The following is a 22,545-nucleotide window of genomic DNA, read 5'->3' on the forward strand; positions in this document are numbered from 1 at the left end:
GTAATTAACCCGAATTTTGTCGCACTATTTGGGCTGTCGATGGTCTACAGTATTACTACGTACGCACCAATAATCATTCACTCACAATCCAAAAAGCGACGAGGAGTTGTATCCATGAAACTGAACATCAAACCCCTGTTTGCCACTCTGTTAGGGATGTCCCTGCTGACACCGGCTGCCGTGCAGGCCGAAGAGATGACCATCAATATCAAGCAGCTGAAGATGCACACTGCGCTCAAAATCGCCGAGGCGACTATCGAACAGTGCCGCCAGGAAGGCGTACAGATCGCCGTCACCGTGGTCGATCGTGGCGGTAATATCCAGGCCGTCCTGCGCGACGATCTGGCTATGGACATTACCATCCCCATCAGCAAGCAGAAAGCCCATACCGCGATGGCCTTCAACAGCCCGCTGTCCCAGATGGAAGGGCGTTTCGAAGGGGCCTATTCAGTACCCAAGATCGACGGCCTGGTGATCAGTGCCGGCGGCATCCCGATCAACGTCGGCGGCAGCATTATGGGCGGTATCGGCGTCAGCGGCGCGCCCTCCGGCGAGATCGATGAAAAATGCGCCGAAGCCGGCCTGGCGGCCGTGGAAATGGATTTGCAAATGGAAGGCATGTAAACCGCACGCACTGACGGCGTGAGGCCATCGTCTCATGCCGTCAGAGGTTTCCCCTGGCCCGCGTTATTCGACAGCGGCAGGGCAAGCTCGATACACAGGCCACCCGCCTCACGATTCTTCGCCTCCACCGTGCCGCCATGGGCTATCACCGCCCGCCTGGCAATGGCCAGCCCCAGTCCGTAACCTTCACGCCCGCCGGTGGTTTCGCCGTCGGCCCGCACGAACGGTTCGAAAATCCGCTCCAGCGCTGCCGGCGTCACGCCCGGCCCCTGATCGCACACCCGGATCACAAAGCGATCCGCCTGTCTCGAGGCCGTCACGTCAACCCCGGTTTGCGGCGCGGTATAACGCACGGCATTGCGAATGACATTTTCAAAGGCCCGGCGTAACAGCTCCGGCTTGCCCCTGATCTGTGCCTCGCCCTGCAGTGACAGGCTGACCTCGCGCCCGCTCGCCCCGGCCTCGAAGCGGGCATCCTCCACTACCTCCTCCAGCAGTGCGGACAGATCCAGCATTTCCTCCCGTTCCTTGTCCACATGGGCTTCGAGGCGGGAGAGCGTCAGCAACTCCCCGACCAGTTCGTCCAGCCGGCCAGTCTCCCGTTCGATACGCTCCAGCATACCAGCCAGACGTTCCGGCTGCTGACGACCCAGCCCGACCGCCACCTGCAGCCGGGCTAACGGCGAGCGCAGCTCATGCGAAACATCGTGCAATAGCCGCTGCTGGGCCGATACCAGGGCCTGAAGATGGGCCGCCATATGGTCAAAATCGCGCCCCAGATCGGCAATCTCGTCGCGACGCCGGCCGATATGAGGCATCACCCGGGTTGCCAGCTCCCCGCGGGCCAACCGGTGGGCGGCCGACTGCAGATGACGCACCGGGCGGGTCAGATACCAGGCCAGGACCGCACTGAACAGCAAACTGGCGATCAACGCCGCCACCAGCTGGAACCCCAGGGACATCTGGCGCGACGGCGTCTGTGGCAGGCCTTCGGGACCGGGACGGGGGATAAAAATGACATATTCATGGCCATTATGGCCCAGCACCCGGCGCACGCCGGAAAGCCTCTGCGTCCCGCGCAACTGCTCGCGGGCCCGCTCCAGCGCTACACCGGGCACCGGGCGATTAAAGATATCCCGGCCCGCTTCATCGACGATCAACACCAGTGGCAAACGCTCCCCCGGCCAGCTGCGAAACAGGGATTCAACCGATTCCGGGCCGCCCTGAGCCAGCGCCAGCGCCGTGGCATTGACCACGAAACTGGCCCGCGGCCCGGCCGCCAGATCGGTAATCGCCTCGATCCGGTTTTGATTATAAATATGCACGGCCAGCCCCACACCGATGGCGATCAACACCAGCGTCAACCAGAAGCCCAGAAAAATTTTCCAGAACAGACGGCCCATCAGTCGTCCTGCAACAGCTGGTAACCGATACCACGTACTGTCTGAATGGGAGAACGACCGTCGGCAAGGGTGCCCAGCTTGCGTCGCAGGTTGCTGACATGCATATCCAGCCCGCGGTCGTAGCGCTCCAGTTCGCGGCCGAGCGCCTCGTTGGACAGGTCCGCCTTGCTCACCACCTGGCCGGCATGGCGCATGAGTGTTTCGAGGATATTGAATTCGGTGCTGGTCAAATCAAGAAGCTGCCCGTCCCAGCAGGCCACCCGCCGGCCCGGTTGCAGGCTGATGCGCCCCACCACCCGCTCGTCGACCCCGCCGCTCGCGCCCGTGGCGACGGAGCGCCGCAGAATGGCCCGCAACCGCGCCACCAGTTCGCGCGGATTACAGGGCTTGGGCAGATAATCGTCGGCCCCCAGCTCCAGACCGACAATGCGATCCACGTCGTCGCCCTTGGCGGTCAGCATCAATACCGGAATTTGCGAGTGCTGGCGAATCTGGCGCAGGACCTCGACACCACTGAGTCGGGGCAACATGACATCCAGCACTACCACATCGTGATGCCCCGACAGCGCCGCTCCGACTCCGGTTTCCCCGTCGTGCACGGCTTGCACGGAAAAATCCTCGGCACGCAAATAGTCGCTCAACATCTCGGTCAACTCGGTATCATCATCGATGATCAGAACCTGGTTCATGTGTGCCGTCGTTTCGTTAGTCATACCAGGGGTTATGTTGCCACAGACCCGCCCCCAGAGCGCGGGATTTACCGGCCTTTACACACCTTTACACCCCCGTGACCCAAGCTTGCAGTCAACCTGTCCATACTCTGCACATCGGATGACGGCACAGCGCCCGTCCGCAGAGGCTTAACCCATGAGGAACCGGTTTTGAAAATAAAACCTTTTGCAGTGCAGACCATGCTCGCCATCAGCTTGCTGGCCGGCGGCAGTACGCTGGCTCTGGCCGCCGGGGGCGAGCAGTGTGGCGAAGGCGACAAAACATGCCTGCCTCGACTAATGGAAAAGCTGGAACTGGGTCCGGCCCAACGGAAACAGATCCGTCATATTTTTACACAGCAACGTGGCGAGCTTCAGGAACAACACAGAGCACTGCGGGACGTTCGCCGCAAACTGTACAACGCCGCCAGCCGTGATGATTATGCTGCCGTTCAGGTCAAACAGCTGATTAAAAAACAATCCAATCTGTCTGCGGATATGGCACACAAGCGGGCTGACATGATGAAAAAAATCTACCGGCAGATAACACCGCGCCAACAGGCGAAGTTTCAATTGATGCATCATCGTTATTACCGGGGCTGACCCGTTTCTTGTTCATGCTCTCCTTCATGCTCTCCCCATTGAGTGTGCTTTTGCGGGTCAATTCTGACCCGCTTTTTTTTGCCCTCGATTTTCTCTGCCGAATAACCCGGTCTTATCGAATTTCATTGCATACCGGTTTCATACATACGTTGAGATGGCACGGGTCAATGGACACCTGTTCCAGCAGAGTAATACAGGGAGCCGGGAAAACCGACAAGTTTTTCTGAAACAATTCGCCGGATCGGTACTCACCGGTCTTCTTCACTGCGATGTACTGTACCGCAGCTCGTGCAAGGCAGAACGAATGACCCGCAAGGCAGAGCGTAGCAAAAGAGCTACCAGTGCGGAGGCGACCAGGATATCAGGCCAGCCCGAGCCGGTCAGCCATACTCCGCCGGCGGCCAGAAACACCGAAATATTGGCAGCGATATCATTACGCGAACACTCCCACACCGAGCTCATGTTCACGTCCTCATGCCGGTGGCGCCACAACAGATACAGACACAGACTGTTGGCCAACAGGGCAAGCAGACTGAAGGCCCCCATCAACTCGAACACAGGTACTCCGGGCTCAATCAACCGGTACACTATCTGGCCAGCCACCAAACCGGCCGCGAGCAGGATCAGCCCCCCTTTGAACAGCGCTACCCGGGCTTTGGCCGTCCCTCCACGTGATACGGCATAGAGACTCAGTGCGTAAGTCAGCGCATCCCCGAGATTATCCAGGCTATCTGCGAGCAAGGCACTGGAACGGGCATACAGTGCCGCTATCACAATGACAGCAAACATCACCGCATTGATTGCCAATACTGCCCATAAGGTATGACGCTGGCGCTGTTGCACCGGTTGTACCGCGCAGCCACTGTCACAACATCCGCTCATAAACATTCCAATTCTTTAAGGTCTTTCTCGTCGAGTCGTGTCCCGGTAAAACGAAAAACTGTTAATCACATCAGAACATCGGAATAATTTTACCTGCAGAAGCGCCGGTTGTCGCTATGTGACATTCCCGATTTTATGTAGTAAGTTCAATACTATAGAAATACGCCGGTGATGTAGTGTCATGCACCTGAAACGGTTTACCGATTTTGCCCTGCGCATATTGATTTATCTGATCCTGCCCCCCCCGGGCGGACCATTCCCATCAACGAAATCGCCCGTGCTTTTGACATGTCGCGCAATCACCTTCTGAAAGTGTTCAATGAACTGGTGGCCAGCGAGATGATTAGCACTTACCGGGGTAAAGCCGGCGGCATCCGCCTGGCTTGCAATACGTAAAAGATCAATGTTGGCATACTGGTTCGTCGCCTGGAAGGCCAGACCTCCCTGATCAATTGTGCCGAGCCACCGTGTCCGCTTCTGCCGGACTGTATCCTGAATCAGGCGCTGGACGAGGCGCAACAGGCCTTTTGTGATCAGCTGGGTCGCTATACCCTTGCGGACCTGGTTGCTAACAAGCAGGAAAAACTGGTCAACCTGTTGTCCAGAAATATGACGGCAAGCAGCCCATGAGCAAATATCACCACAGCAGGGTATCCCGCGTGAAGGGTTCTCAACAAGCACTCGGGCAAATCTAATCCCTGTATCGATATCAGCCTGAAAGATATGATGCAGCTGGATCAGATGCTGAAAAACAGGTCCCCTATGCAAGTAACGGGACAACAGCATTATCACCCGCTCAATCCGGGTCCATCTCCTGCTCCATGAAATATTCCAGGATGTTACCCGCCACTCAAGGCGAGTAACACACTCAAGCAAAAGTTGCTCCGTTTCATTACCAACCGGTGGCTTACTGGCCTGCCTTCAGCACGGCAATACGTTCAGCCAGCGGGGGATGGGACATGAACAGACGCGAAAATCCCCGCCCGATTTTGCCCGAAATCCCGAATGCCGCCAGCTGGTCTGGCAGATGAGGTCGATCGACACTGCGCTGTAATGCCTCCAGGGCATGAACCATCTTCTGACGCCCGGCCAGTTGCGCACCGCCGGCATCGGCCCGGAATTCACGTTGGCGACTGAACCACATGACGATAATACTCGCCAGAATGCCCAGAATGATCTCGGCCACGATGGCTGTGATCCAGAACGCAGGACCGTGCCCCCGCTCCACCTTGAACACCATCCGATCGACCAGATGCCCGATAACCCGGGAGAGGAAAATCACGAAGGTGTTAACCACTCCCTGGATCAACGCCAGGGTGATCATGTCTCCATTGGCGACATGACTGACCTCATGCGCCAGCACGGCCTCGGCCTCATCACGACTCATACTGTTCAGCAAACCGGTGCTGACCGCCACCAGAGCACTATCGCGCCGGGCACCGGTGGCAAAAGCATTAATATCCCCGGATTGATAAATCGCCACGTCCGGCGTGCCTATACCGGCGCGCCGGGACTGTTCACGGACAGTCTCTACCAACCACTGCTCGGTCGCATTGCGTGGCTGATCGATAACTTGTGCGCCGGTCAGGCGTTTGGCGGTCCACTTGGATATGGCCAGAGAAATCAAGGAACCGCCAAAACCAAATATAGCGGCAAAAATGAGTAGCGACTGGTAGTCCAGGCCCACACCCTGTTCATCGAGAATCCGTTCGACTCCCAGCAGACGCAGGGTAATACTCAGAACCACAATAATCGCCAGATTGGTCATCAGAAAAAGACCAATTCGCTTCATGCTCGTACCCTCGTATAAAACAATATTATATCGCCGGTTTGGACCGCCGGACGACGAAAAGGTTTTCGACCAGGGTAATATAGTGGCGCCGGCACCGCTTTCAAGTCAGCGTTAAACCTGCCAGTCAGAACCACTATCGACGTAATTCGGGGAAGCCGAAATGACGCCAGGGATAGATATCCAAATAATGCAGGGTACTGCGGAACTGGCCGACCCGAAAAACGGTTTAATCACTTTGCTGAAGCCCCTGACGAGGAAATACGAGGTGTCTTGCCCTTCATCTTCCATTATATAAACAGCGCATCAAATTTTAAGAAAAAGCAGCCGCACGAAATTAGCGGACCCCACCGTCCCCGGTTTCTCGCTCAACTGTCACATCCCTTGCTCAACAGTTCATAAAGATGTCTGGATTCTTCATGCCGGGCACAGGCAGGTATCGCCCAGAGCTCCTTTCTGTTTCGAAGCGAATACCCGTAGGTGGCAACAATATGATCAGAATCCGGCCCCTGTTTCCAGGCCATAATTCTCAACGGTGGTTTCATACAGTGCGTTTAACCCAGTCGCCAGGATACGGTTCTGATTATCGATATCATTCAATTCATCGAACCCCGGTACCGGGGTCATCTATTCAATTGGCGGTTAACCGGCTCATAAACAACCTCCAAAACAGACCACGCCTCACGACGTGGTGACCGGTCTGGTTAACTTGATTCAGCTATTCTGGCGATAATATCGAGTTCGTTGCTCAGACTCCGTTCCAGAGCAAACCTGTCGCCATTGAGCCGAATCTTGCAGACACAAAAAAGGGGTCAAAAGACCCCTTTTTTGCTGATAACACACCCGTTTTACTTGGCGTTACGTTCCTTTGCTTCCTTGATGACTTCTTCCGCCACATTGGCCGGGCATGGCATGTAGTGGGAGAACTCCATGGAAAACTGGCCACGGCCGGAGGTCATGGTCCGCAGATCGCCGATGTAGCCGAACATTTCGCTCAGCGGGCAGTCGGCTTTCACGCGCACACCGGTCGGGCCCGGCTCCTGAGACTTGATCATGCCACGACGACGGTTAAGGTCGCCGATCACATCACCGACGTTGTCTTCCGGTGAAAATACATCGACCTTCATCACCGGCTCCATCAACTGCGGTCCGGCCTTGGGCATGGACTGACGATAGGCTGCAGCCGCCGCCAGTTCATAGGCCACCGCAGAGGAATCCACCGGGTGATAGCCACCGTCGACCAGGGTCACCTTGAAGTCCAGGCAGGGGTATCCGGCCAACACACCTTTATCCAGGCTCTTTTGGAAGCCCTTTTGCACGGCGGGCCAGAATTCACGCGGCACGTTACCGCCGGTGACGATGGATTCAAACTCGAACCCGCTGCCCGGTTCGCCAGGCTCAATGGTGTAGTCGATCTTGGCGAACTGCCCCGAACCACCGGTCTGTTTCTTGTGCGTGTAGCTATCTTCGATCTTCTGGGTAATGGTTTCGCGATAGGCCACCTGCGGCTTGCCGACAACCACTTCAACACCATGGGTGCGTTTGAGGATGTCCACCTTGATATCCAGATGCAGCTCGCCCATGCCCTTGAGAATTGTCTCTCCACTGTCTTCGTCGGTTTCGACGCGGAACGAGGGATCCTCAGCCACCATCTTGCCGATAGCGATGCCCATCTTCTCGGCAGCCGCCTTGTCTTTTGGCGCGACCGCAAGGGATATCACTGGTTCGGGGAATACCATTGGTTCCAGAGTTGCCGGCTTGTTGGTATCACACAGGGTATGACCGGTCTGGGTGTGCTTGAGACCGATCAATGCGACGATGTCGCCAGCCTGGGCAGAATCACGCTCTTCACGATCGTCTGCGCTCATTTCCACAATACGGCCGATACGCTCATTTTTGCCGGTGGCAGTGTTCAGTACAGTGTCGCCTTTTTTGATCTTGCCCGAATAAATACGGGTGAAGGTCAAAGCCCCGTAACGGTCATCCATAATCTTGAAGGCCAGCGCGCGGAACGGCTCGTCAGTATCGACAATCGCGAACTCGCCGGTTTCATTCCCTTCGAGATCCACTTCCGGCTGTGGCGGCACTTCGGTCGGATCCGGAAGATAGTCCACGACCGCATCCAGAATCAGCTGCATGCCCTTGTTCTTGAAGGCCGAACCGCAATAGGTCGGGAAAAAGTCCAGAGCGATAGTGCCTTTGCGGATACAACGTTTGATGTCCTCGACTGATGGCTCTTCGCCTTCCAGGTATTTTTCCATCAGATCATCGTCCTGCTCAACGGCGGTCTCGATAAGCTTCTCACGCCATTCCTCTACCTGGTCGACCATGTCATCCGGGACATCCTGGACTTCATAATTTTCCGGCAGCCCGGTATCGTCCCAGATCCAGGCCTTGCGGGTCAGCAGGTCGATCAGGCCCGTGAAGTTTTCCTCGATACCGATCGGCAGCACCATAACCAGCGGCGTGGCCGCCAGAATTTTTTCAACCTGGGCCACAACCCGGTAAAAATCGGCGCCAACGCGATCCAGCTTGTTGACAAAAATCAGACGCGCTACAGCCGAGTCGTTGGCATACCGCCAGTTGGTTTCCGACTGCGGCTCGACGCCGCCGGAGCCACAGAATACGCCGACACCGCCGTCCAGCACTTTCAGAGAACGGTAAACTTCGATGGTAAAGTCAACGTGTCCGGGCGTATCGATAATGTTCAGGCGATGATCTTTCCAGGCGCAGGTAGTGGCCGCAGACTGGATAGTGATGCCGCGCTCGGATTCCTGGTCCATGAAGTCCATGGTGGAGGCACCATCATGGACCTCCCCCAGCTTGTGGATCTTGCCGGTTAACTTCAGGATACGTTCGGTGGTGGTGGTCTTGCCGGCGTCCACGTGCGCAAAGATGCCGATGTTTCTGTACTTGCTCAAATCATTCATGTTTCTACCTGCAATTCATTCAATTGCCCGTCACTGAGCCGGGCCGGTGTGTGATGGTAATAAGCCTGGACCACCACCAGGAGACTGCCTGTGCGGCGCTGGCGGCAAAATAAGCCGCGCATTATACCCAAAGTGACAAAAAATGTGCATGACAATCGGGGGCTGGAAGGACGATTTTACGGAAAATCAGCCGTGCGGCGGACCGCCCCAGGCCAGTTTGGCGCTGTCGAGCCGATATGGGGCCGGATTTAGCCGCTTCAAGTGGCCCACAAACCGCTCTCAAACAGGGATAGTTATAAATTGGAATCCTCACCGCCGGACAGGTCACGATGAAAGTGCCCGGAAAATCCCGGGCGGGAGGCCATCAGGGTGATAAAGCTGGCGGCTGTGATTGTGCCGGTATCCCGAAGCACAACGAACCGGGGACCAATCACCGCACGTAGCGCCGATATTCCAGAACAAGCGGGTGTTGCTCGCCCAGCAGGTTGAACAGGCGTCGCATGGCCAACGAGGCATATCCTCCCTCAAACCCCGGAGCCTGTTCGATAATGAGCGCCAGTTGCTGGAGCGCAGCGGCGTAGTCTTCACTCACTACGTGGTGTGCCACCAGTTGCCGGCGCGTTTCCAGCGCGCCGGGGTCCCCGCTCAGCCGTGCCTCCAGGCTGGCACGGTCCCGTTCGGGATCGTACTCGACAAAAAATGTCAGCTGATCGTGCAGGCGGCGAATTTCGGGATGCCCGGCATGATAATCCGGCAGGCTGTTGAGGACCTTCAGTGCCTCTGCGTAACGTTGTTCGTGCCTGAGCAGTTTACACAGGGTCAGCGGCAGACGCGGGTTGTCCGGATCGCAGGCAACCGCTTCGGCGATAGCCGTATAGGCAGCCTGCTGCTCGCCGCGAACATACATATCCACTGCATCGGCCAGGGCCAGATCCGACTCCCGGGCCATGTATTGATCGAGTAGCCGGCGCACGGCCTCTTCCGGCTGGTAGCCGTGACGGGAGGCCACCACCTCGCCACGATGGAAGAGCTTCAGAGTCGGAACGCTGATAACCCCGTAATTTCGGGCAAGCGTCTCATCGGCTTCCACGTCGATATTGACCAGCAAGGCACGCCCCTGGCAGACATGAATGATCTTCTCCAGCACCGGCGAGAGACTCGAACAAATCGTCGCCGTGCTCGAGCAGAAGTTGACCAGAACCGGGCCCTGATGGGAGTTTTCCAGTACCCTCGAGTCAAAATTCTTGCTGTCGGCACTCAGGATACAGGGGGAATCTGGCCTCTCGCTCATCGTCTGTAACACTGTCTTTGCAGGAATCGGGCCATCTACTGAAACACATCCCTCACCCGGGTTCAATTCCGGCGTTCGTCGCGCCGGCCGGAATCAAATTTTTTGTTGTTGTGTGGTGTTAAAACGGGGTATGATGGTCTTGCTTCGAAAGAAGTCATGGTTCCGAAAGGTGCCGTGTTACTAACTGCATATTATTAAGGTTCTTCAAGAAATACCGGCGCGACCTCGTTGTACCTTCCCGATTTTTCCTGAATTCTGCCTCAAATGATTTGCACGACCATTATTTACATATAGAAAGATTGAGGTATTTTCCATGACTAACGGTACCGTTAAGTGGTTTAACGAATCCAAGGGTTTCGGCTTTATCACCCCGGAAGACGGCGGCAAAGACGTCTTTGTCCATTTCTCCGCGATTGTCGGTGATGGCTTCCGGACCCTGGCTGAAGGCCAACAGGTCAGTTTTGAAGTCGAACAGGGCCCCAAAGGCCCACAGGCAGCCCGCGTTACCGCCGCCTGAGCCGGATTTCTACAATCCGCACATTGAAACGGCAGCCCCAGGGCTGCCGTTTCTTTTTGTCGTTTGAAAATGTCTCTCAATACTCCACGAAATTCCACCCAGTACACATTTCCCGCGCTTGCCCGCCAACGGCAGCTTGATAGAATGAGCCTGAATAGTCCGACAGTGTTAACTGACCGGACACCGACGCAAGGACCTGTTGCCATGACCCGGCTTTTCCTTCGGACTGTAACCAGCTTCTTTGTATTTTGGACCGCCATCGTGCAGGCGGAACCCGACTTTTCGATGCAACCTGAACAGCTCGCCACCGGCATTTACGCGGTTATCCCGCCGACCAGAGAATTGCCCGGTGCGCAAAATCGTAGCTGGAATTCAAACAGTGCCTTTATCGTTACCGATGATGGGGTGCTGGTGGTGGATACCGGCAGCCCCACCGAGATAGGCGAAGCCTTGAAAACAGCGATTGCCGGGGTCACTAACCAGCCGGTGCGCTGGATTCTCAATACTCATGCCCATGGTGATCACTGGCTGGGCAACGCGGCATTCGAAGAGAGTGTGGAAAACATCTATGCCACCCAAACGGTTATCAACCAGATAAAATCACAGGGAGAAAACTGGGTTAGCAACTTCAAGCGTATGACTGACGGCGCTACCGGTAACTCCAGAATCATCCCGCCGGATACCGCCATTGATTCGCGCCGGGAGCTGCAACTGGGTAACAAACAGATCGTGCTGTTTCCTTCCGGTAACAGCCACTCACCGGGAGACCTGTTGCTCTGGCTGCCCGATGACAGAGTGCTGATCAGCGGCGATGTCATCTATTCCGATCGCATGCCCTCGACCAACAATTCAAACCTGCAGCAGTGGATCACGCTGCTGCAAGAGCTCGAACAATTGCAGCCCCAAACAGTCATACCTGGACACGGCCGCGTCACGAATGTGCATGGGATTGAACAACTGCATGCACTGTTGACCGCACTGTGGCAGGCCGTCGAAGAAGGCTATAACGCCAATCTTGCCACCTATGAAACTGTGCCGCTGGCCCGCGTACGACTGGCCGACTTTGCCGGGACGTATCCGGGGATGGACGAAAAACTGCCACGGGATGTGCCGCGGGTCTATTTACAGGTGGAGGCCGCCACTTTTTAATAAGCCTTGCGAATATCAGTCCTGAGTGAGATTGTTTCGTCACGTTGTTTCTTGCAAGACGCTCTCTATTTTCTGTCATTGCTAGCGAAGCAACCTTTTGAATAACATGTTCAGACATTCGGAATACCTGAACAAACAACAACACAGGGACAAATTGGTTCGTTGACCTGCTACCTTTCATTCAACAGACAGGAACTATAGAAACTCATGCGCCCTGGTAACACGACAACCGATTACGGACCCGTTGCCATAATTTTTCACTGGCTGACAGCATTGGTTATCGTCGGTCTGTTTGCGCTGGGTTTATGGATGGTGGAACTGACCTACTATGACAGCTGGTATACCGAGGCACCGGCAATCCACAAGTCGGTCGGTCTCCTGCTGTTTGCGCTGGTCCTGCTACGGCTGATCTGGCGGCTGGGCAATCCCCGGCCCGAACCGCTCGGCGCACCAGTGGAAAAACGCCTGGCCGGCGGCATGCACTTGCTGCTCTACCTGTTTATGTTTGCGGTACTGATCAGCGGTTACCTGATTTCCACGGCCAAAGGCAAACCAATCGTGGTATTTGACTGGTTTTCCGTCCCCGCCACCGTGCATGATTTGCCCGACCAGGAAGATATAGCCGGCCTGATCCATTTTTGGCTGGCCTGGGGGCTGATTATTCTGAGCAGCGGTCACACTCTGGCGGCGCTCAAGCACCACTATATCGACCGCGACGCTACCTTGCGCCGCATGTTACGTTTCACTCAAAACAACTAACAAGGAGTTCACCATGTTACGTAAACGCCTTTTTTCATTTCTGAGCGGCCTGTTATTGCTTGCCAGTGGTCCACTCATGGCTGCCGAGTACAAGATCGACACCGAAGGGCAGCATGCCTTTATTCAGTTCCGCATTCAGCACCTGGGCTACAGCTGGCTGTACGGTCGCTTCAATGATTTTGACGGCGGTTTTACCTATGACGAAGCCAATCCTGACAAGTCGAAGGTCAATATTACTATCGACATGAGCAGCATCGACTCCAATCATGCCGAACGAGACAAACATCTGCGCGGCGAAGATTTCTTCCATGTCAGCAAATATCCCGAGGCCCGCTTCGTCAGCACGGCTTTCGAAGATCATGGTGACGGCACCGCAACCCTGCAAGGCGACCTGACTATAAAGGACGTCACCCGCAACGTGACCATCGACGTAAAACATGTTGGCCATGGCGAGGACCCCTGGGGCGGTTATCGCCGCGGTTTTGCCGGCACCACGACCATCAAGCTGAAAGACTTCAACATCGATTATGACCTGGGTCCGGCCTCGACCTATGCCGAGCTGGAACTGTCGATTGAAGGGATTCGTCAGTAATTCTGTTAACCGCAGGCGCCGGCCCGGTTCTTTGACACTCTCCGCTGCATTATAGAAACCGGGTTCGGCCTGTCAGTTCGTCCAGAGAAAGAGTTACATCACGCAAACCGGAACCGTCTTCCTCTGACCCGATAACCACGCCTTTGCCGGAGACAGGAATCAGGCTGTCGACCTGGAACCGACCTTCGCTGCCACGCAGAAAACACTCCTCATCAAAAAACAGGCGATCACCGTCGGCATCGACCTCGTCATTAGCAATAGTTTCATATCCGATCAGGTTGACGATATCCTCATAACAGCTGATATCGACCGGTTCAATAGATTGATTTTCAGGGCGAATTAGTAATGCTTTCATGGGACTATTCCTCTACATAGAAAGACAGCATATCAGTTAACACTCAGCTGCAACACTGATGGCAATACCAGTGAAATAAAACCGGTAATCAGCACGGCACCGATCAGATTCAGTAATACACCTGCCCGTGCCATTTGCGGAATGGTGACCTGGCGACTGGCGAACACAATCGCATTGGGTGGCGTCGCTACGGGCAACATAAAAGCAAAGGAAGCCGCCAGTGCGGCGGCAGCCATCAATGCCAACGGTGCAATCTCGGCCGCCAGGGCAAAGCCGGACATTACCGGTAATAACAGCGAGGCGGTCGCGGTATTGGAAGTGACTTCGGTCATAAAAATAACCAGCAGCACCACGGCCAGGATCAAGACAACCATATTCGCATCTTGCAACAGTATTAGCTGCCCGCCCAGCCATTCGGTCAGGCCGCTGTCCGCAAAGCCGCTGGCCAGGGCAAAGCCGCCCCCGAATAGAATGATGATATCCCAGGGAATGCGTACTGCCGTCTTCCAGTCGAGCAGAAACTGCCCTTTTTTAATGTCCGCGGGAATCACAAACAACAACAGTGCTCCGAGGATCGCCACACTGGAGTCAGTAATCTCGCTCAATGCCGGAATGTCGGTCAACAGACCACGGAACAACCAGACGGCCACCACGAAACCGAACACGATCAGCACCCGTTTTTCCTGCTTGCTCATGGGCCCGAGCTCATCCAGTTGTTGGCGAATGACATTGCGTCCCCCACTTAATCCTTCGGCCATGGTTTGACGAAAGGCGACGCGGGTCAGGAACCACCAGGTAATAAACAACATCACAACCGACAAAGGCGCAGCGAACAGCATCCATTCAGCAAAGCCGATGCTGTAGCCATACTGTTTTTCCACCACCCCGGCGAGAATCGCATTCGGTGGCGTGCCGATCAGGGTCGCGACCCCGCCGATGGAGGCGGCATAGGCGATGCCCAGCATCAGTGAAACTCCGAACCAGCTCGGTGTCAGGGGCTCATCCTCCGCCGGCTGTTCCGGAGACAATTGACGCAATACCGCCATACCGATGGTCACCATTAACATGGCGGTGGCGGTATTGCTGATCCAGCAGGACAGAAAAGCGGTCGCCAGCATAAAGCCCAGCAATACCCGGCTCGGCGTAGTACCAACAAGTCGAATGGTTTGCAGGGCAATCCGCTTGTGCAGCCCCCAGCGCTCGATTGCCATGGCAATCAAAAACCCGCCCATAAACAGATAAATCAGATGATTGGCGTAGGAGGCCGTCACTTTGGCGGTCGGCATCACCCCCAGCAAAGGAAATAATGCAATCGGGATCAGGGCGGTAGCCGGTATCGGAATCGCTTCGGTAATCCACAGAGTGGCCATTAACAGGGTCACTGCCGCGGCTTTTTGTCCTTCAGGCGACATGCCCTCCGGGGTTGGTATCAGGAGCATTATGACAAACAATAGAGGACCGAGAGCCAGTCCAATCTTTTGCCTTCGGCTAAAGCCGATTTCCTTCTGTCGCACGATATCCCCCTGTTTTGGCCGTGACCCAGCCAGGATGAGCTCTGACAGCTACCATACTCAAACGCCCTGAAGCCGGCAATCGTCCCGCCTGCGCAGACATAAAAAAACCCGCATCCAGAACGGATACGGGTGGGTCACTACCAATGGCAGAGGAGTAGAAAAGCGGTCAGAAGTCGTGCTTCAGCCCCAGCATAAAGCTCCGCGGCTTGCCAGGACGAACACCGGCCGGACGCCGGGCCACGGCATAGGTTTCATCCAGCAAATTCTCGACGCTCAGATAGACTTTGCTGTTTTCGGCAAAGCGGTAATCACCGCCGAGATCGAACACTACATGGGAGTCGACTTTCTCATCCGCCGGGATACTGCCCTGGCCAGCCACGGTCCGCATCTCGCCCATGTACTTGGCTGCCAGATCCATGCTCCAGCTGGCGTGTTCCACGCCGATACCGGCGGACAACTGATGCTGCGGCAGATAGGGTGTCTCATCACCTGGCTCCACCGTACCCCATTCATCAAAACTGCTGGAGAAGCCGTTATCGAAGGTGGCATCGGTATACGTGTAACTGAACCGGACAGGCAGTGCATAGGCCTTGTCGCTGTTGGCCACGAGATCGCGACTTAGAGATGCTTCCAGACCCTGCACAGTGACTTCTCCGGCCTGGAACTGATCACCGATGGTACAGCCCCCTCCGCTGGAAGCGGTACAGGTACCCAGCAGATTGCTGTAGTCGTTATAAAAGGCAATCGCTTCAGCACGCATGACGCCGTCGTTATAGCGCATCCCGGCTTCAAAGTTGACGCTCTTTTCGGGGTCGGTATCAGAACCGGGTGACGGCGGGGTAAAGCCGCGGTGCACGCCGGCCAGCAGGCTGACCCGGTCACTGTACTGATAAGTCGCGCCCAGCCCCGGAATCCAGACATCCACCGAATGTTCAGTCACAGTCAGACTGCTACCGGTGCGGTTGGGATCGCTGGTACCGTAATCCTTGCGTTCGGTGTCGATAGATTCGTAACGCAAACCCGGCTGCAGGGTCCATTTATCAAAGGTGATCGTATCCTGCACAAATGCCGCGAGCGCCTGGGCAGTAGAGACCCGGTTGCTCTCGGAGCCCGGTGCACCGGCGGTAGTCAGTACCAGCGTGCCGTTATCCATCTTGTACTGATCGACATGCTGAAAACGGTCGACTTCATCCTCATGATAACGCAGGCCGTACTCGATATCGTGCCGCGCGCCGCCCTGCTCGAACGACATACCCAGTACCGACTGGATACCCTGTGAATAGTATTCGCGATTGTTGGCCTTGACCGCCAGATAATCATCCGCGCTGTCGCCGCCTTTGATAACGGCCATTTCAGCGGAGAAGCTATTTGGATCGTCCAGAACCCCGCTGATACTGTTACCGTTGACCTTGTCCAGCTTGTACCAGTTACGCGCGAAGTCCTGGCGGTACAGGGTACTAGTTACGTCCATGGTCGGGGACAGCTCGGCGAAGTGGCGCAGGCTGTACTGCTGCTGATCCGCATTCATCTGATCCCGCTGCGAGGCGGCATACCGGCGATACGGCGTCGCATCAAAATCCGCCTGCGTCAATCCCAGGTAGGTTTCGTTGGAGACCTCATCATAGGCGCCCAGCTTGAGTTCCAGTTCCTGATAGGTACTGGCATCAGCGCCAGTGTTGACGCGAAATTTGGTCAGGTAATCCTCGGTATCGAAACCGGTATCACCGCCATTATCCAGATTCTTGAAGCCGTCCGAGCTATACTGGAAGGTTTCCGCCACCCAGCCGAACTGGTCGCCGCTGTCCCCCATGTGCACATGCGTGCGGCGGGTAGTGTCACTGCCCTGGCTGACATCAACCTGGCCATCAAACTGGTTCGGGATGGAGCGGCTAATCAGATTCAACGCTCCACCGGTGGTATTGGGACCGTATTTGATGGAACTGGAACCTTTGCGCACTTCCACCGATTCCATACGTCCCGCGCTGGGGAAATAATAGGCGGAAGGTGCGGCATAGGCTGCGGGTGCGGCCAGTATGCCGTCTTCCATCAGCGTAATCCGGGCGCTGCGATCCACGCCGGTACCGCGCATACCGATGTTCGGGCGCAGGCCGTAACCTTCTTCTTCCTGCAGGTTGACGCCTGGCACCTCGCGCAGGATGCGGTTGATATCGCTGTATTCGTGTTTTTCCAGCTCCTCCTCGCTGATGAAATGCGCCGATCCGGCGATTGCATCCGCGCCCTGCTGGCTGCCGACCACGGTCACCCGTTCCAGAACTCGTGAGGATGCCGTGGCGCTTTCCATCGCGGATACCGGCAGGGCCGGGGTCAGGGCAATCGCCACCGCGGCGGCCAGCGGTGCGAACCGTCGTGAGCGATGTTCAAGATCACAAGATTGTTTAGTGTGCATGTCAGTCTCCCATTGATTGAACGACTTGTTTCGGGCTGGCTGACTGGTACTGACAGGTACACAGCTGGCTGGCGGTAAGTGAATGTTGGATGTTGCGTTTTAAATTCTTGAATCCTGTTATTTGGTGAGTATCAGTTTGCCGCTGCGGGTTTTGCGCAGCATGTAAATTTCGCCCCGATGCTCAATATGCAGCGTACGACCTGCCGGCAACAGCACTTCGCTGCTCACCAGGTGAACGCCTGCTTCACTCTCTGTACGAGTTGATATGTTGCGGTTTGTTTGTCGTTTCTCGTTCATGCCTGTTATCCGGACTCCGGCTCGGTGACAAAACCGATTTTTTCAATTCCGTGACGGCGCGCCGCAGCCATGACCCTGGCAATCCGCTCGTAGATAGCGGTGCGATCCGCCTGCAAATGCAGCTCCGATTGTGATCCACTCAATCTCTGAAGCCGATTAACAAACTGCTCCCAGGAGACCGCCTGCTCTTTCCAGATCAACTGACCATCTGCCTTGATGCTGACGATCACGGTTTCCTCATCCTGCTCGCTCGGTGCCGAAGAGGCTGTCGGCAACTCCACCCTGACCGCGTGGGTGATCACCGGCGCGGTGATAATGAATACCACCAGCAATACCAGCATGACATCCACCAGCGGGATCATATTGATCTCCGCCATCGGCTGTTCGCTCGACTGGCCGAATCCGCCGAAGGCCATCAGGCCCCCTCCGCCGCCACACGCAACGGCGGCGTGTTCAACGTCAGCTGGCGGGAAATGCCCGCCCCGGTCATCAAAAAGGCATGCAGATCGTGGGCAAAAGCGTCCTGCTCATCCATCAATACCCGGTTGGCCCGGACCCGGGCGTTATAGGCCAGCACGGCGGGAATCGCCGCGGCCAGACCAGCGGCGGTAGCAATCAGGGCTTCGCCCAGTGGACCGGCCACCACTTCCATGCTGGCCGATCCCTGTGCCGCGATATCCAGCAGGGCGTGATAGATCCCCCACACTGTACCGAACAGACCGACAAACGGCGCGGTACTGCCGATGGAGGCCAGCAGCGTCAGTCCCGATTGCAGGCGAGCGTTTTCACTGTTCATGGCATTGCGAAGGGTGCGCCCCAGAAACTCATCGGTGCTGCAGGCATCGCCAAGCCGGACGTGCTCCCGCTCGCGGTAATGGCGCAGACCAGTAATGCCCGCAACCGCGATCCGGGCGAGTGGGCTGCGCGACTGTTCGGCGATCTGTTCCGCCCCGGCCACATCGCGGGCATCCCAGAACCTGTTCAGGAAACGGCGATTGGCCTGGCGCTGACCCCGAACCAGCACGATGCCCGCCAGAATCAGGTACCAGGTCGCCACGGACATCAATACCAGTATCAAAAACACAGCGATCAGAACCGCATCGCCCTGTGCAAAAACATAATCCAGTGACATAAACCTCAGCTCTCCAGTTTGAATGTGATGGGCACAACGACCCATGCCGCCACCGCTGTCCCACCACGTCGCGCCGGCTCAAAACGCCAGCGTTTAACCGCCTCCAGGGCCGCCCGGTCCAGCCGGGCTGAACCACTGGAACGGGCCAGTTTCACTTCCTGCGGTTCGCCATCAGGTCCCACACGAACCCGCAGCCGGACATTCCCCTGCTCGCCCTGGCGCAGTGAGGCGCGAGGGTAAGCCGGCGGGCGGTTGTTCAGGTAGTCCGCCTCAAAGACCGGCTCACTGGTAACCGGCTCCGGTTCATCTGCCTCCTGGACCGACTCCGCAAGTGGCTCTTTTGCTTCGGACTCGACCGGCTCCGCTTGCGGTTCCGGTTCTGATTCCGGCTCCGTTTGCGGTTCTGATTCTGGCTTCGTTTGCGGTTCCGGTTCTGATTCCGGCTCCGTTTGCGGTTCCGGTTCCGGTTCCGGTTCAGGCCTTGATTCAGGCGCCGATTTGCGCTCTACCAGCGTTACCTGCATGGTGCGGGTGCTGCTGCTGACCGGCGAGATTTCCGCTTCGCTGGTTCCCAGCATCCAGGCCAGTCCCCCCACGTGAGCGACCAGACTTGCCCCCAGTAACAGGACCTTGACAGGACGACACAGGAGACGCTCCCGACACCGGGCTCCCCAATGACCTGCTCCTGTTATCCCCATGCACCAACGGCCTCCATTGAGTAAAACTTCTGCACCTGGCATCTGGCCGGCAACTGGATATGAATCGTAATGCTAATGAGAATCGTTGTCAATTAGATATTAAAAATCCCACTTCGCCGGACGAATCCGCGGGTGAGCAGTGGCAAAATCTGCTAAACAGACAGAAGACAAGCACCGCCACCCCGGTGGAAATCCATCCCGCTATTGGTCAGAATTTTGTTCGCCGATCAGCTCATTCGGGTTGTTGTCAGCTTGCCGACCCATTCGATATCCACTTCACTGCTCACTCTGCAGCAAACAGGCAGGCCATTCGCTGTGACGTATCGAATTCCGGTAAGTCATTTTGCAGGGGGTCTGGCATATAGAAGTCGAAACAGACTGTTGTGACAAACCAGACTGCTGCCGAAATATTGAGCTGAATGCTCAGATACTTATCTTCTTCGCTATCCGTGCCGACTCACCAATCAGGTATCCCCGTTTTGATCTAGGTAATTACCCTGATTTTCTTTTATTGCGAAAAGCGGATAATAGGTCAGAAGAAGCGGTGTTTCATGACATCTGATGGGACCCCGGCAGCAAAGCGATTTGAGAATTACCAATGGGAAACGACCTGACAGGAATATAGCGGAACAGGATTCAGAGCTATGACCAGAATCGCGGTATTACATGACAGCCAGCAGATCACGGTGTGCGAACTCGCCGCCGGCACACTCACCATCGGCCGTGCCGAGGACAACAGCCTGCACCTCGATGATAAAACGATTAGCAAGCATCACGCCCGCATCGTGACATACTTCAATGCCACGCACGTCGAGGATCTGGGCAGTACCAACGGTACCTACGTCAATGGCAAGAAGGTTCGCAAAAAAGTTCTGCAACCCGGAGATGTACTGAAAATCGGCAAGCATCAGCTTCGCCTGGATCCCGAATCGGATCAGGTCAGAACCCTCGTCTGACAGATAACATGCCATTAGCCCGACGAGCATAAAAAAAGCCAGGCGATGGGATCAACTTCGCCCGGCCAGCCCTGAGAAAAACTCAACCAGTCAAATCAGGCAGCCTCCTGCTGCTCCATCTCATCCTTATATTCGCCTTTACTGGCCAGCGCATTGAGCCTGGCCCGATGCAGCAAGGCTTTGCGGGCCGCGCCGATCTGGTCCGCACTGCCCTTCCAGGTAGTCAGCGCCTGATGCTGCAGAGCGCGCGCATAGGAAAATGTCAGCTGCCAGGGTAGTGACAGGTTCTCGGCCAGTCGGTTCATGGTATTCAGATGCTGCGTGGCCTGCTCATCGCTCTGCCCGCCGGAGAGAAAGGCAATCCCCGTCACCGCTGCCGGGACGGTCTGTTGCAGACATTCCAGTGTGCGCTCGGCCACTTCCTGGATACCCGCCTGTTGCGCGTGTTCCTTGCCGCTGATCACCATACTGGGTTTGAGCACCATGCCCTCGAAGAATATATTTTGCCGGTAAAGCTGTTCAAAGACCGTGTGCTGGGTCTCCCGGGTGATGGCAAAACTATCCTCAAGGGAATGGTCGCCGTCGAGCAATACTTCGGGCTCCACAATCGGCACCAGTGAAGCTTCCTGACACAAGGCAGCGTAACGTGCCAATGCATGGGCATTGGCTTGCATACAGGCCCGGCTCGGCAAGCCTTTGTTCATATCAATCGTAATCACCGCACGCCACTTGCAGAAACGCGCGCCCATGTCCCGATATTCTTCCAGCCGTTCGCGCAGACCATCCAGCCCTTCGGTGACCTTCTCACCCGGATGCAGCGCCAGCTCCTTGGCCCCGGTGTCGACCTTGATGCCGGGAATAATGTCCTGCTCCTGCATCAGTTCAGTAAAGGCGCGCCCCTGCGGATTATTCTGGCGAATGGTCTCGTCGTACAAAATCGCGCCGCTGATGTACTCGCCCAGTCCGGGAGTACCGAGCAGCAGATCTCGATACGCAACCCGATTGGCCCCGGTATTGTCCACGCCAACAGCCTGCAGCCGTTTGCCACAGGTTGGATTGCTTTCATCCATCGCCAGAATGCCCTGTCCGGGTGCCACCATGGCACGGGCAGTCTGCTTCAGTGCAGCGTAATCCATTGTACGACCTCCTCTGATTATTTGACGTTCATTTTCATCCCCGGAAACCAACGTTTCAGTGATGACCGTCGGGGACAGTAACGTGCAGATTTTTCTTGCCCCTAAAGCTAGCGCACAAAATCGCTCACAGCTAAAAAATATTGTTTATGCCAGACACGGGTGCCGGATAATCGCATTCACAGTGCACATGAAAGCAACGCAAGTTCGCATAATAAGGGAGCTCACAATCCGGTATTAAGCACAGGGGAATAAGCCATTACTGAAAATGCAGGATTATCGCTGTTTTTATAATTTCAGTTTATTACCCCGGCAGGGCGACCAGCCGCAGCGCTCAGAGCGCGATGCAATAAAAAAAGCGGATCAGCCTGGAAAGGCCGATCCGCCCTGTCGTGCGACGGTTAAAAGGTTTACCTCAGAATTTGTAAACCGCACCGACGGAGATGGCCGAGGGGCTGCCGCCCGCGTCGGTGGTCAACTCGTCACCGTGACCGCCGTCGATCCCCTGATAGTTGGCGTTGGCGTCATTGTCGGTCAGAGTATAGGCAGCATAGATCTGGGTTGCCTTGTCCAGCTGGTTGAATACCCCCAGCGCCAGGTGCTGGGCGCCGGAGTCGGCCTGCCCGCTGTGATCGTCCGCGACAAGATACTGCACGCGCATATCCAGCGCCTCGTCGAAGCGGTATTTGGCATTCACCCCGTATGCGTCCCGGTCGTAAGTCGTGTCATCACTGTCGGTGGACTCGTAGATGGCACCGAACTGCAGTTGATCCAGGGTGTAGGTAGCTGTCAGACGCAGGTTGT

The 22,545-nt window shown here is 56.1% G+C and carries 22 protein-coding genes and 1 pseudogene; 8 read left to right on the top strand and 15 right to left on the bottom strand.

Features of this window, described 5'->3' with window-relative positions:
• The first annotated feature begins 114 nt into the window (after window positions 1-114).
• Window positions 115-624, top strand: coding sequence for a GlcG/HbpS family heme-binding protein (locus R6U90_RS09970; RefSeq protein WP_410352542.1), 510 nt, complete (start codon window positions 115-117; stop codon window positions 622-624).
• Window positions 625-656: 32 nt separating this feature from the next.
• Here the strand turns inward: R6U90_RS09970 and R6U90_RS09975 are convergent, their stop codons facing one another.
• Both R6U90_RS09975 and R6U90_RS09980 read right to left on the bottom strand, forming a co-directional pair.
• A complete protein-coding gene (locus R6U90_RS09975; RefSeq protein ID WP_410352543.1) occupies window positions 657-2,027 on the bottom strand; it encodes an ATP-binding protein in 1,371 nt (456 codons plus the stop codon).
• Window positions 2,027-2,740 carry a response regulator gene (locus tag R6U90_RS09980; RefSeq protein WP_410352544.1) on the bottom strand — a complete coding sequence of 238 codons (714 nt, stop codon included), beginning with the start codon at window positions 2,738-2,740 and terminating at the stop codon, window positions 2,027-2,029. The genes R6U90_RS09975 and R6U90_RS09980 overlap by 1 nt, the downstream gene beginning before the upstream one ends.
• Window positions 2,741-2,908: 168 nt before the next feature.
• Here R6U90_RS09980 and R6U90_RS09985 point away from each other — a divergent pair, with 168 nt between their 5' ends.
• Window positions 2,909-3,340: a Spy/CpxP family protein refolding chaperone gene (locus tag R6U90_RS09985; RefSeq protein ID WP_410352545.1), complete on the top strand. Its 432-nt coding sequence runs from the start codon at window positions 2,909-2,911 to the stop codon at window positions 3,338-3,340.
• A 261-nt stretch (window positions 3,341-3,601) separates the two neighbouring features.
• Here the strand turns inward: R6U90_RS09985 and R6U90_RS09990 are convergent, their stop codons facing one another.
• Entirely contained in the window at window positions 3,602-4,222 is a 621-nt protein-coding gene (locus R6U90_RS09990; protein ID WP_410352546.1) for a cation transporter, read from the bottom strand.
• 288 nt (window positions 4,223-4,510) lie between these two features.
• On the opposite strand from R6U90_RS09990, the pseudogene R6U90_RS09995 reads away from it, so the two are divergent.
• Window positions 4,511-4,852 (top strand): annotated as a pseudogene (locus R6U90_RS09995) (Rrf2 family transcriptional regulator).
• Between the two features lie 277 nt (window positions 4,853-5,129).
• Here the strand turns inward: R6U90_RS09995 and htpX are convergent.
• The 3 genes from htpX to R6U90_RS10010 form a co-directional block, all read right to left on the bottom strand.
• Window positions 5,130-6,014, bottom strand: a complete 885-nt coding sequence (htpX, locus tag R6U90_RS10000; protein WP_410352547.1) for a protease HtpX — start codon at window positions 6,012-6,014, stop codon at window positions 5,130-5,132.
• A gap of 845 nt (window positions 6,015-6,859) precedes the next feature.
• A complete protein-coding gene (gene fusA, locus R6U90_RS10005; RefSeq protein WP_410352548.1) occupies window positions 6,860-8,941 on the bottom strand; it encodes an elongation factor G in 2,082 nt (693 codons plus the stop codon).
• A 430-nt stretch (window positions 8,942-9,371) separates the two neighbouring features.
• A complete protein-coding gene (locus tag R6U90_RS10010; protein WP_410352549.1) occupies window positions 9,372-10,232 on the bottom strand; it encodes a tetratricopeptide repeat protein in 861 nt (286 codons plus the stop codon).
• 313 nt (window positions 10,233-10,545) lie between these two features.
• On the opposite strand from R6U90_RS10010, the gene R6U90_RS10015 reads away from it, so the two are divergent.
• The 4 genes from R6U90_RS10015 to R6U90_RS10030 all read left to right on the top strand — a co-directional run bounded on the left by R6U90_RS10015 (window position 10,546) and on the right by R6U90_RS10030 (window position 13,249).
• Complete coding sequence (locus R6U90_RS10015) at window positions 10,546-10,749, top strand: cold-shock protein (RefSeq protein WP_322563992.1); 204 nt, start codon at window positions 10,546-10,548, stop codon at window positions 10,747-10,749.
• A 285-nt stretch (window positions 10,750-11,034) separates the two neighbouring features.
• Entirely contained in the window at window positions 11,035-11,898 is an 864-nt protein-coding gene (locus tag R6U90_RS10020) for an MBL fold metallo-hydrolase (RefSeq protein ID WP_410352550.1), read from the top strand.
• Between the two features lie 207 nt (window positions 11,899-12,105).
• Window positions 12,106-12,657, top strand: coding sequence for a cytochrome b (locus R6U90_RS10025; protein ID WP_410352551.1), 552 nt, complete (start codon window positions 12,106-12,108; stop codon window positions 12,655-12,657).
• A gap of 13 nt (window positions 12,658-12,670) precedes the next feature.
• Window positions 12,671-13,249 carry a YceI family protein gene (locus R6U90_RS10030; protein WP_410352552.1) on the top strand — a complete coding sequence of 193 codons (579 nt, stop codon included), beginning with the start codon at window positions 12,671-12,673 and terminating at the stop codon, window positions 13,247-13,249.
• Between the two features lie 49 nt (window positions 13,250-13,298).
• Here R6U90_RS10030 and R6U90_RS10035 read toward each other — a convergent pair whose 3' ends face one another.
• The 7 genes from R6U90_RS10035 to R6U90_RS10065 all read right to left on the bottom strand — a co-directional run bounded on the left by R6U90_RS10035 (window position 13,299) and on the right by R6U90_RS10065 (window position 19,652).
• On the bottom strand, window positions 13,299-13,604 hold the full coding sequence (locus tag R6U90_RS10035; RefSeq protein WP_410352553.1) for a hypothetical protein: 306 nt from the start codon (window positions 13,602-13,604) through the stop codon (window positions 13,299-13,301).
• A gap of 32 nt (window positions 13,605-13,636) precedes the next feature.
• Window positions 13,637-15,043: an SLC13 family permease gene (locus R6U90_RS10040; protein ID WP_410352554.1), complete on the bottom strand. Its 1,407-nt coding sequence runs from the start codon at window positions 15,041-15,043 to the stop codon at window positions 13,637-13,639.
• A gap of 241 nt (window positions 15,044-15,284) precedes the next feature.
• Window positions 15,285-17,525: a TonB-dependent receptor family protein gene (locus R6U90_RS10045; RefSeq protein WP_410352555.1), complete on the bottom strand. Its 2,241-nt coding sequence runs from the start codon at window positions 17,523-17,525 to the stop codon at window positions 15,285-15,287.
• Window positions 17,526-17,642: 117 nt separating this feature from the next.
• Window positions 17,643-17,753 carry a hemin uptake protein HemP gene (hemP, locus tag R6U90_RS10050; RefSeq protein ID WP_410352556.1) on the bottom strand — a complete coding sequence of 37 codons (111 nt, stop codon included), beginning with the start codon at window positions 17,751-17,753 and terminating at the stop codon, window positions 17,643-17,645.
• Between the two features lie 74 nt (window positions 17,754-17,827).
• Window positions 17,828-18,238 (bottom strand): ExbD/TolR family protein, encoded by a 411-nt coding sequence (locus R6U90_RS10055; RefSeq protein WP_410352557.1) that lies wholly within the window; start codon window positions 18,236-18,238, stop codon window positions 17,828-17,830.
• The gene (locus tag R6U90_RS10060; RefSeq protein WP_410352558.1) at window positions 18,238-18,954 is read right to left on the bottom strand and encodes a MotA/TolQ/ExbB proton channel family protein; all 717 of its coding nucleotides are present in this window, start codon (window positions 18,952-18,954) and stop codon (window positions 18,238-18,240) included. The genes R6U90_RS10055 and R6U90_RS10060 overlap by 1 nt, the downstream gene beginning before the upstream one ends.
• A 5-nt stretch (window positions 18,955-18,959) precedes the next feature.
• Window positions 18,960-19,652 (bottom strand): TonB family protein, encoded by a 693-nt coding sequence (locus tag R6U90_RS10065; RefSeq protein WP_410352559.1) that lies wholly within the window; start codon window positions 19,650-19,652, stop codon window positions 18,960-18,962.
• 644 nt (window positions 19,653-20,296) lie between these two features.
• Here R6U90_RS10065 and R6U90_RS10070 point away from each other — a divergent pair.
• Complete coding sequence (locus R6U90_RS10070; protein WP_410352560.1) at window positions 20,297-20,608, top strand: FHA domain-containing protein; 312 nt, start codon at window positions 20,297-20,299, stop codon at window positions 20,606-20,608.
• A gap of 95 nt (window positions 20,609-20,703) precedes the next feature.
• Here the strand turns inward: R6U90_RS10070 and R6U90_RS10075 are convergent, their stop codons facing one another.
• Together R6U90_RS10075 and R6U90_RS10080 are read right to left on the bottom strand one after the other, a co-directional pair.
• A complete protein-coding gene (locus R6U90_RS10075; RefSeq protein ID WP_410352561.1) occupies window positions 20,704-21,744 on the bottom strand; it encodes a class I fructose-bisphosphate aldolase in 1,041 nt (346 codons plus the stop codon).
• 412 nt (window positions 21,745-22,156) lie between these two features.
• Window positions 22,157-22,545, bottom strand: a 389-nt coding sequence (locus R6U90_RS10080) for a porin (protein ID WP_410352562.1), incomplete at its 5' end; no start/stop codon positions are given.

The organism is Thiohalophilus sp., from assembly GCF_046483665.1.
Taxonomy (GTDB): Bacteria; Pseudomonadota; Gammaproteobacteria; order UBA6429; family Thiohalophilaceae; genus Thiohalophilus.

Excerpts from the sequence above, each read along its gene's own strand:
- R6U90_RS09970 (WP_410352542.1), top strand. The coding sequence starts at position 115 with ATGAAACTGAACATCAAACCCCTGTTTGCCACTCTGTTAGGGATGTCC.
- R6U90_RS09975 (WP_410352543.1), bottom strand. The coding sequence starts at position 2,027 with ATGGGCCGTCTGTTCTGGAAAATTTTTCTGGGCTTCTGGTTGACGCTG.
- R6U90_RS09980 (WP_410352544.1), bottom strand. The coding sequence starts at position 2,740 with ATGACTAACGAAACGACGGCACACATGAACCAGGTTCTGATCATCGAT.
- R6U90_RS09990 (WP_410352546.1), bottom strand. The coding sequence starts at position 4,222 with ATGAGCGGATGTTGTGACAGTGGCTGCGCGGTACAACCGGTGCAACAG.
- htpX (WP_410352547.1), bottom strand. The coding sequence starts at position 6,014 with ATGAAGCGAATTGGTCTTTTTCTGATGACCAATCTGGCGATTATTGTG.
- fusA (WP_410352548.1), bottom strand. The coding sequence starts at position 8,941 with ATGAATGATTTGAGCAAGTACAGAAACATCGGCATCTTTGCGCACGTG.
- R6U90_RS10010 (WP_410352549.1), bottom strand. The coding sequence starts at position 10,232 with ATGAGCGAGAGGCCAGATTCCCCCTGTATCCTGAGTGCCGACAGCAAG.
- R6U90_RS10015 (WP_322563992.1), top strand. The coding sequence starts at position 10,546 with ATGACTAACGGTACCGTTAAGTGGTTTAACGAATCCAAGGGTTTCGGC.
- R6U90_RS10020 (WP_410352550.1), top strand. The coding sequence starts at position 11,035 with ATGCAACCTGAACAGCTCGCCACCGGCATTTACGCGGTTATCCCGCCG.
- R6U90_RS10025 (WP_410352551.1), top strand. The coding sequence starts at position 12,106 with ATGCGCCCTGGTAACACGACAACCGATTACGGACCCGTTGCCATAATT.
- R6U90_RS10030 (WP_410352552.1), top strand. The coding sequence starts at position 12,671 with ATGTTACGTAAACGCCTTTTTTCATTTCTGAGCGGCCTGTTATTGCTT.
- R6U90_RS10035 (WP_410352553.1), bottom strand. The coding sequence starts at position 13,604 with ATGAAAGCATTACTAATTCGCCCTGAAAATCAATCTATTGAACCGGTC.
- R6U90_RS10040 (WP_410352554.1), bottom strand. The coding sequence starts at position 15,043 with ATGCTCCTGATACCAACCCCGGAGGGCATGTCGCCTGAAGGACAAAAA.
- R6U90_RS10045 (WP_410352555.1), bottom strand. The coding sequence starts at position 17,525 with ATGCACACTAAACAATCTTGTGATCTTGAACATCGCTCACGACGGTTC.
- R6U90_RS10055 (WP_410352557.1), bottom strand. The coding sequence starts at position 18,238 with ATGGCCTTCGGCGGATTCGGCCAGTCGAGCGAACAGCCGATGGCGGAG.
- R6U90_RS10060 (WP_410352558.1), bottom strand. The coding sequence starts at position 18,954 with ATGTCACTGGATTATGTTTTTGCACAGGGCGATGCGGTTCTGATCGCT.
- R6U90_RS10065 (WP_410352559.1), bottom strand. The coding sequence starts at position 19,652 with ATGGGGATAACAGGAGCAGGTCATTGGGGAGCCCGGTGTCGGGAGCGT.
- R6U90_RS10070 (WP_410352560.1), top strand. The coding sequence starts at position 20,297 with ATGACCAGAATCGCGGTATTACATGACAGCCAGCAGATCACGGTGTGC.
- R6U90_RS10075 (WP_410352561.1), bottom strand. The coding sequence starts at position 21,744 with ATGGATTACGCTGCACTGAAGCAGACTGCCCGTGCCATGGTGGCACCC.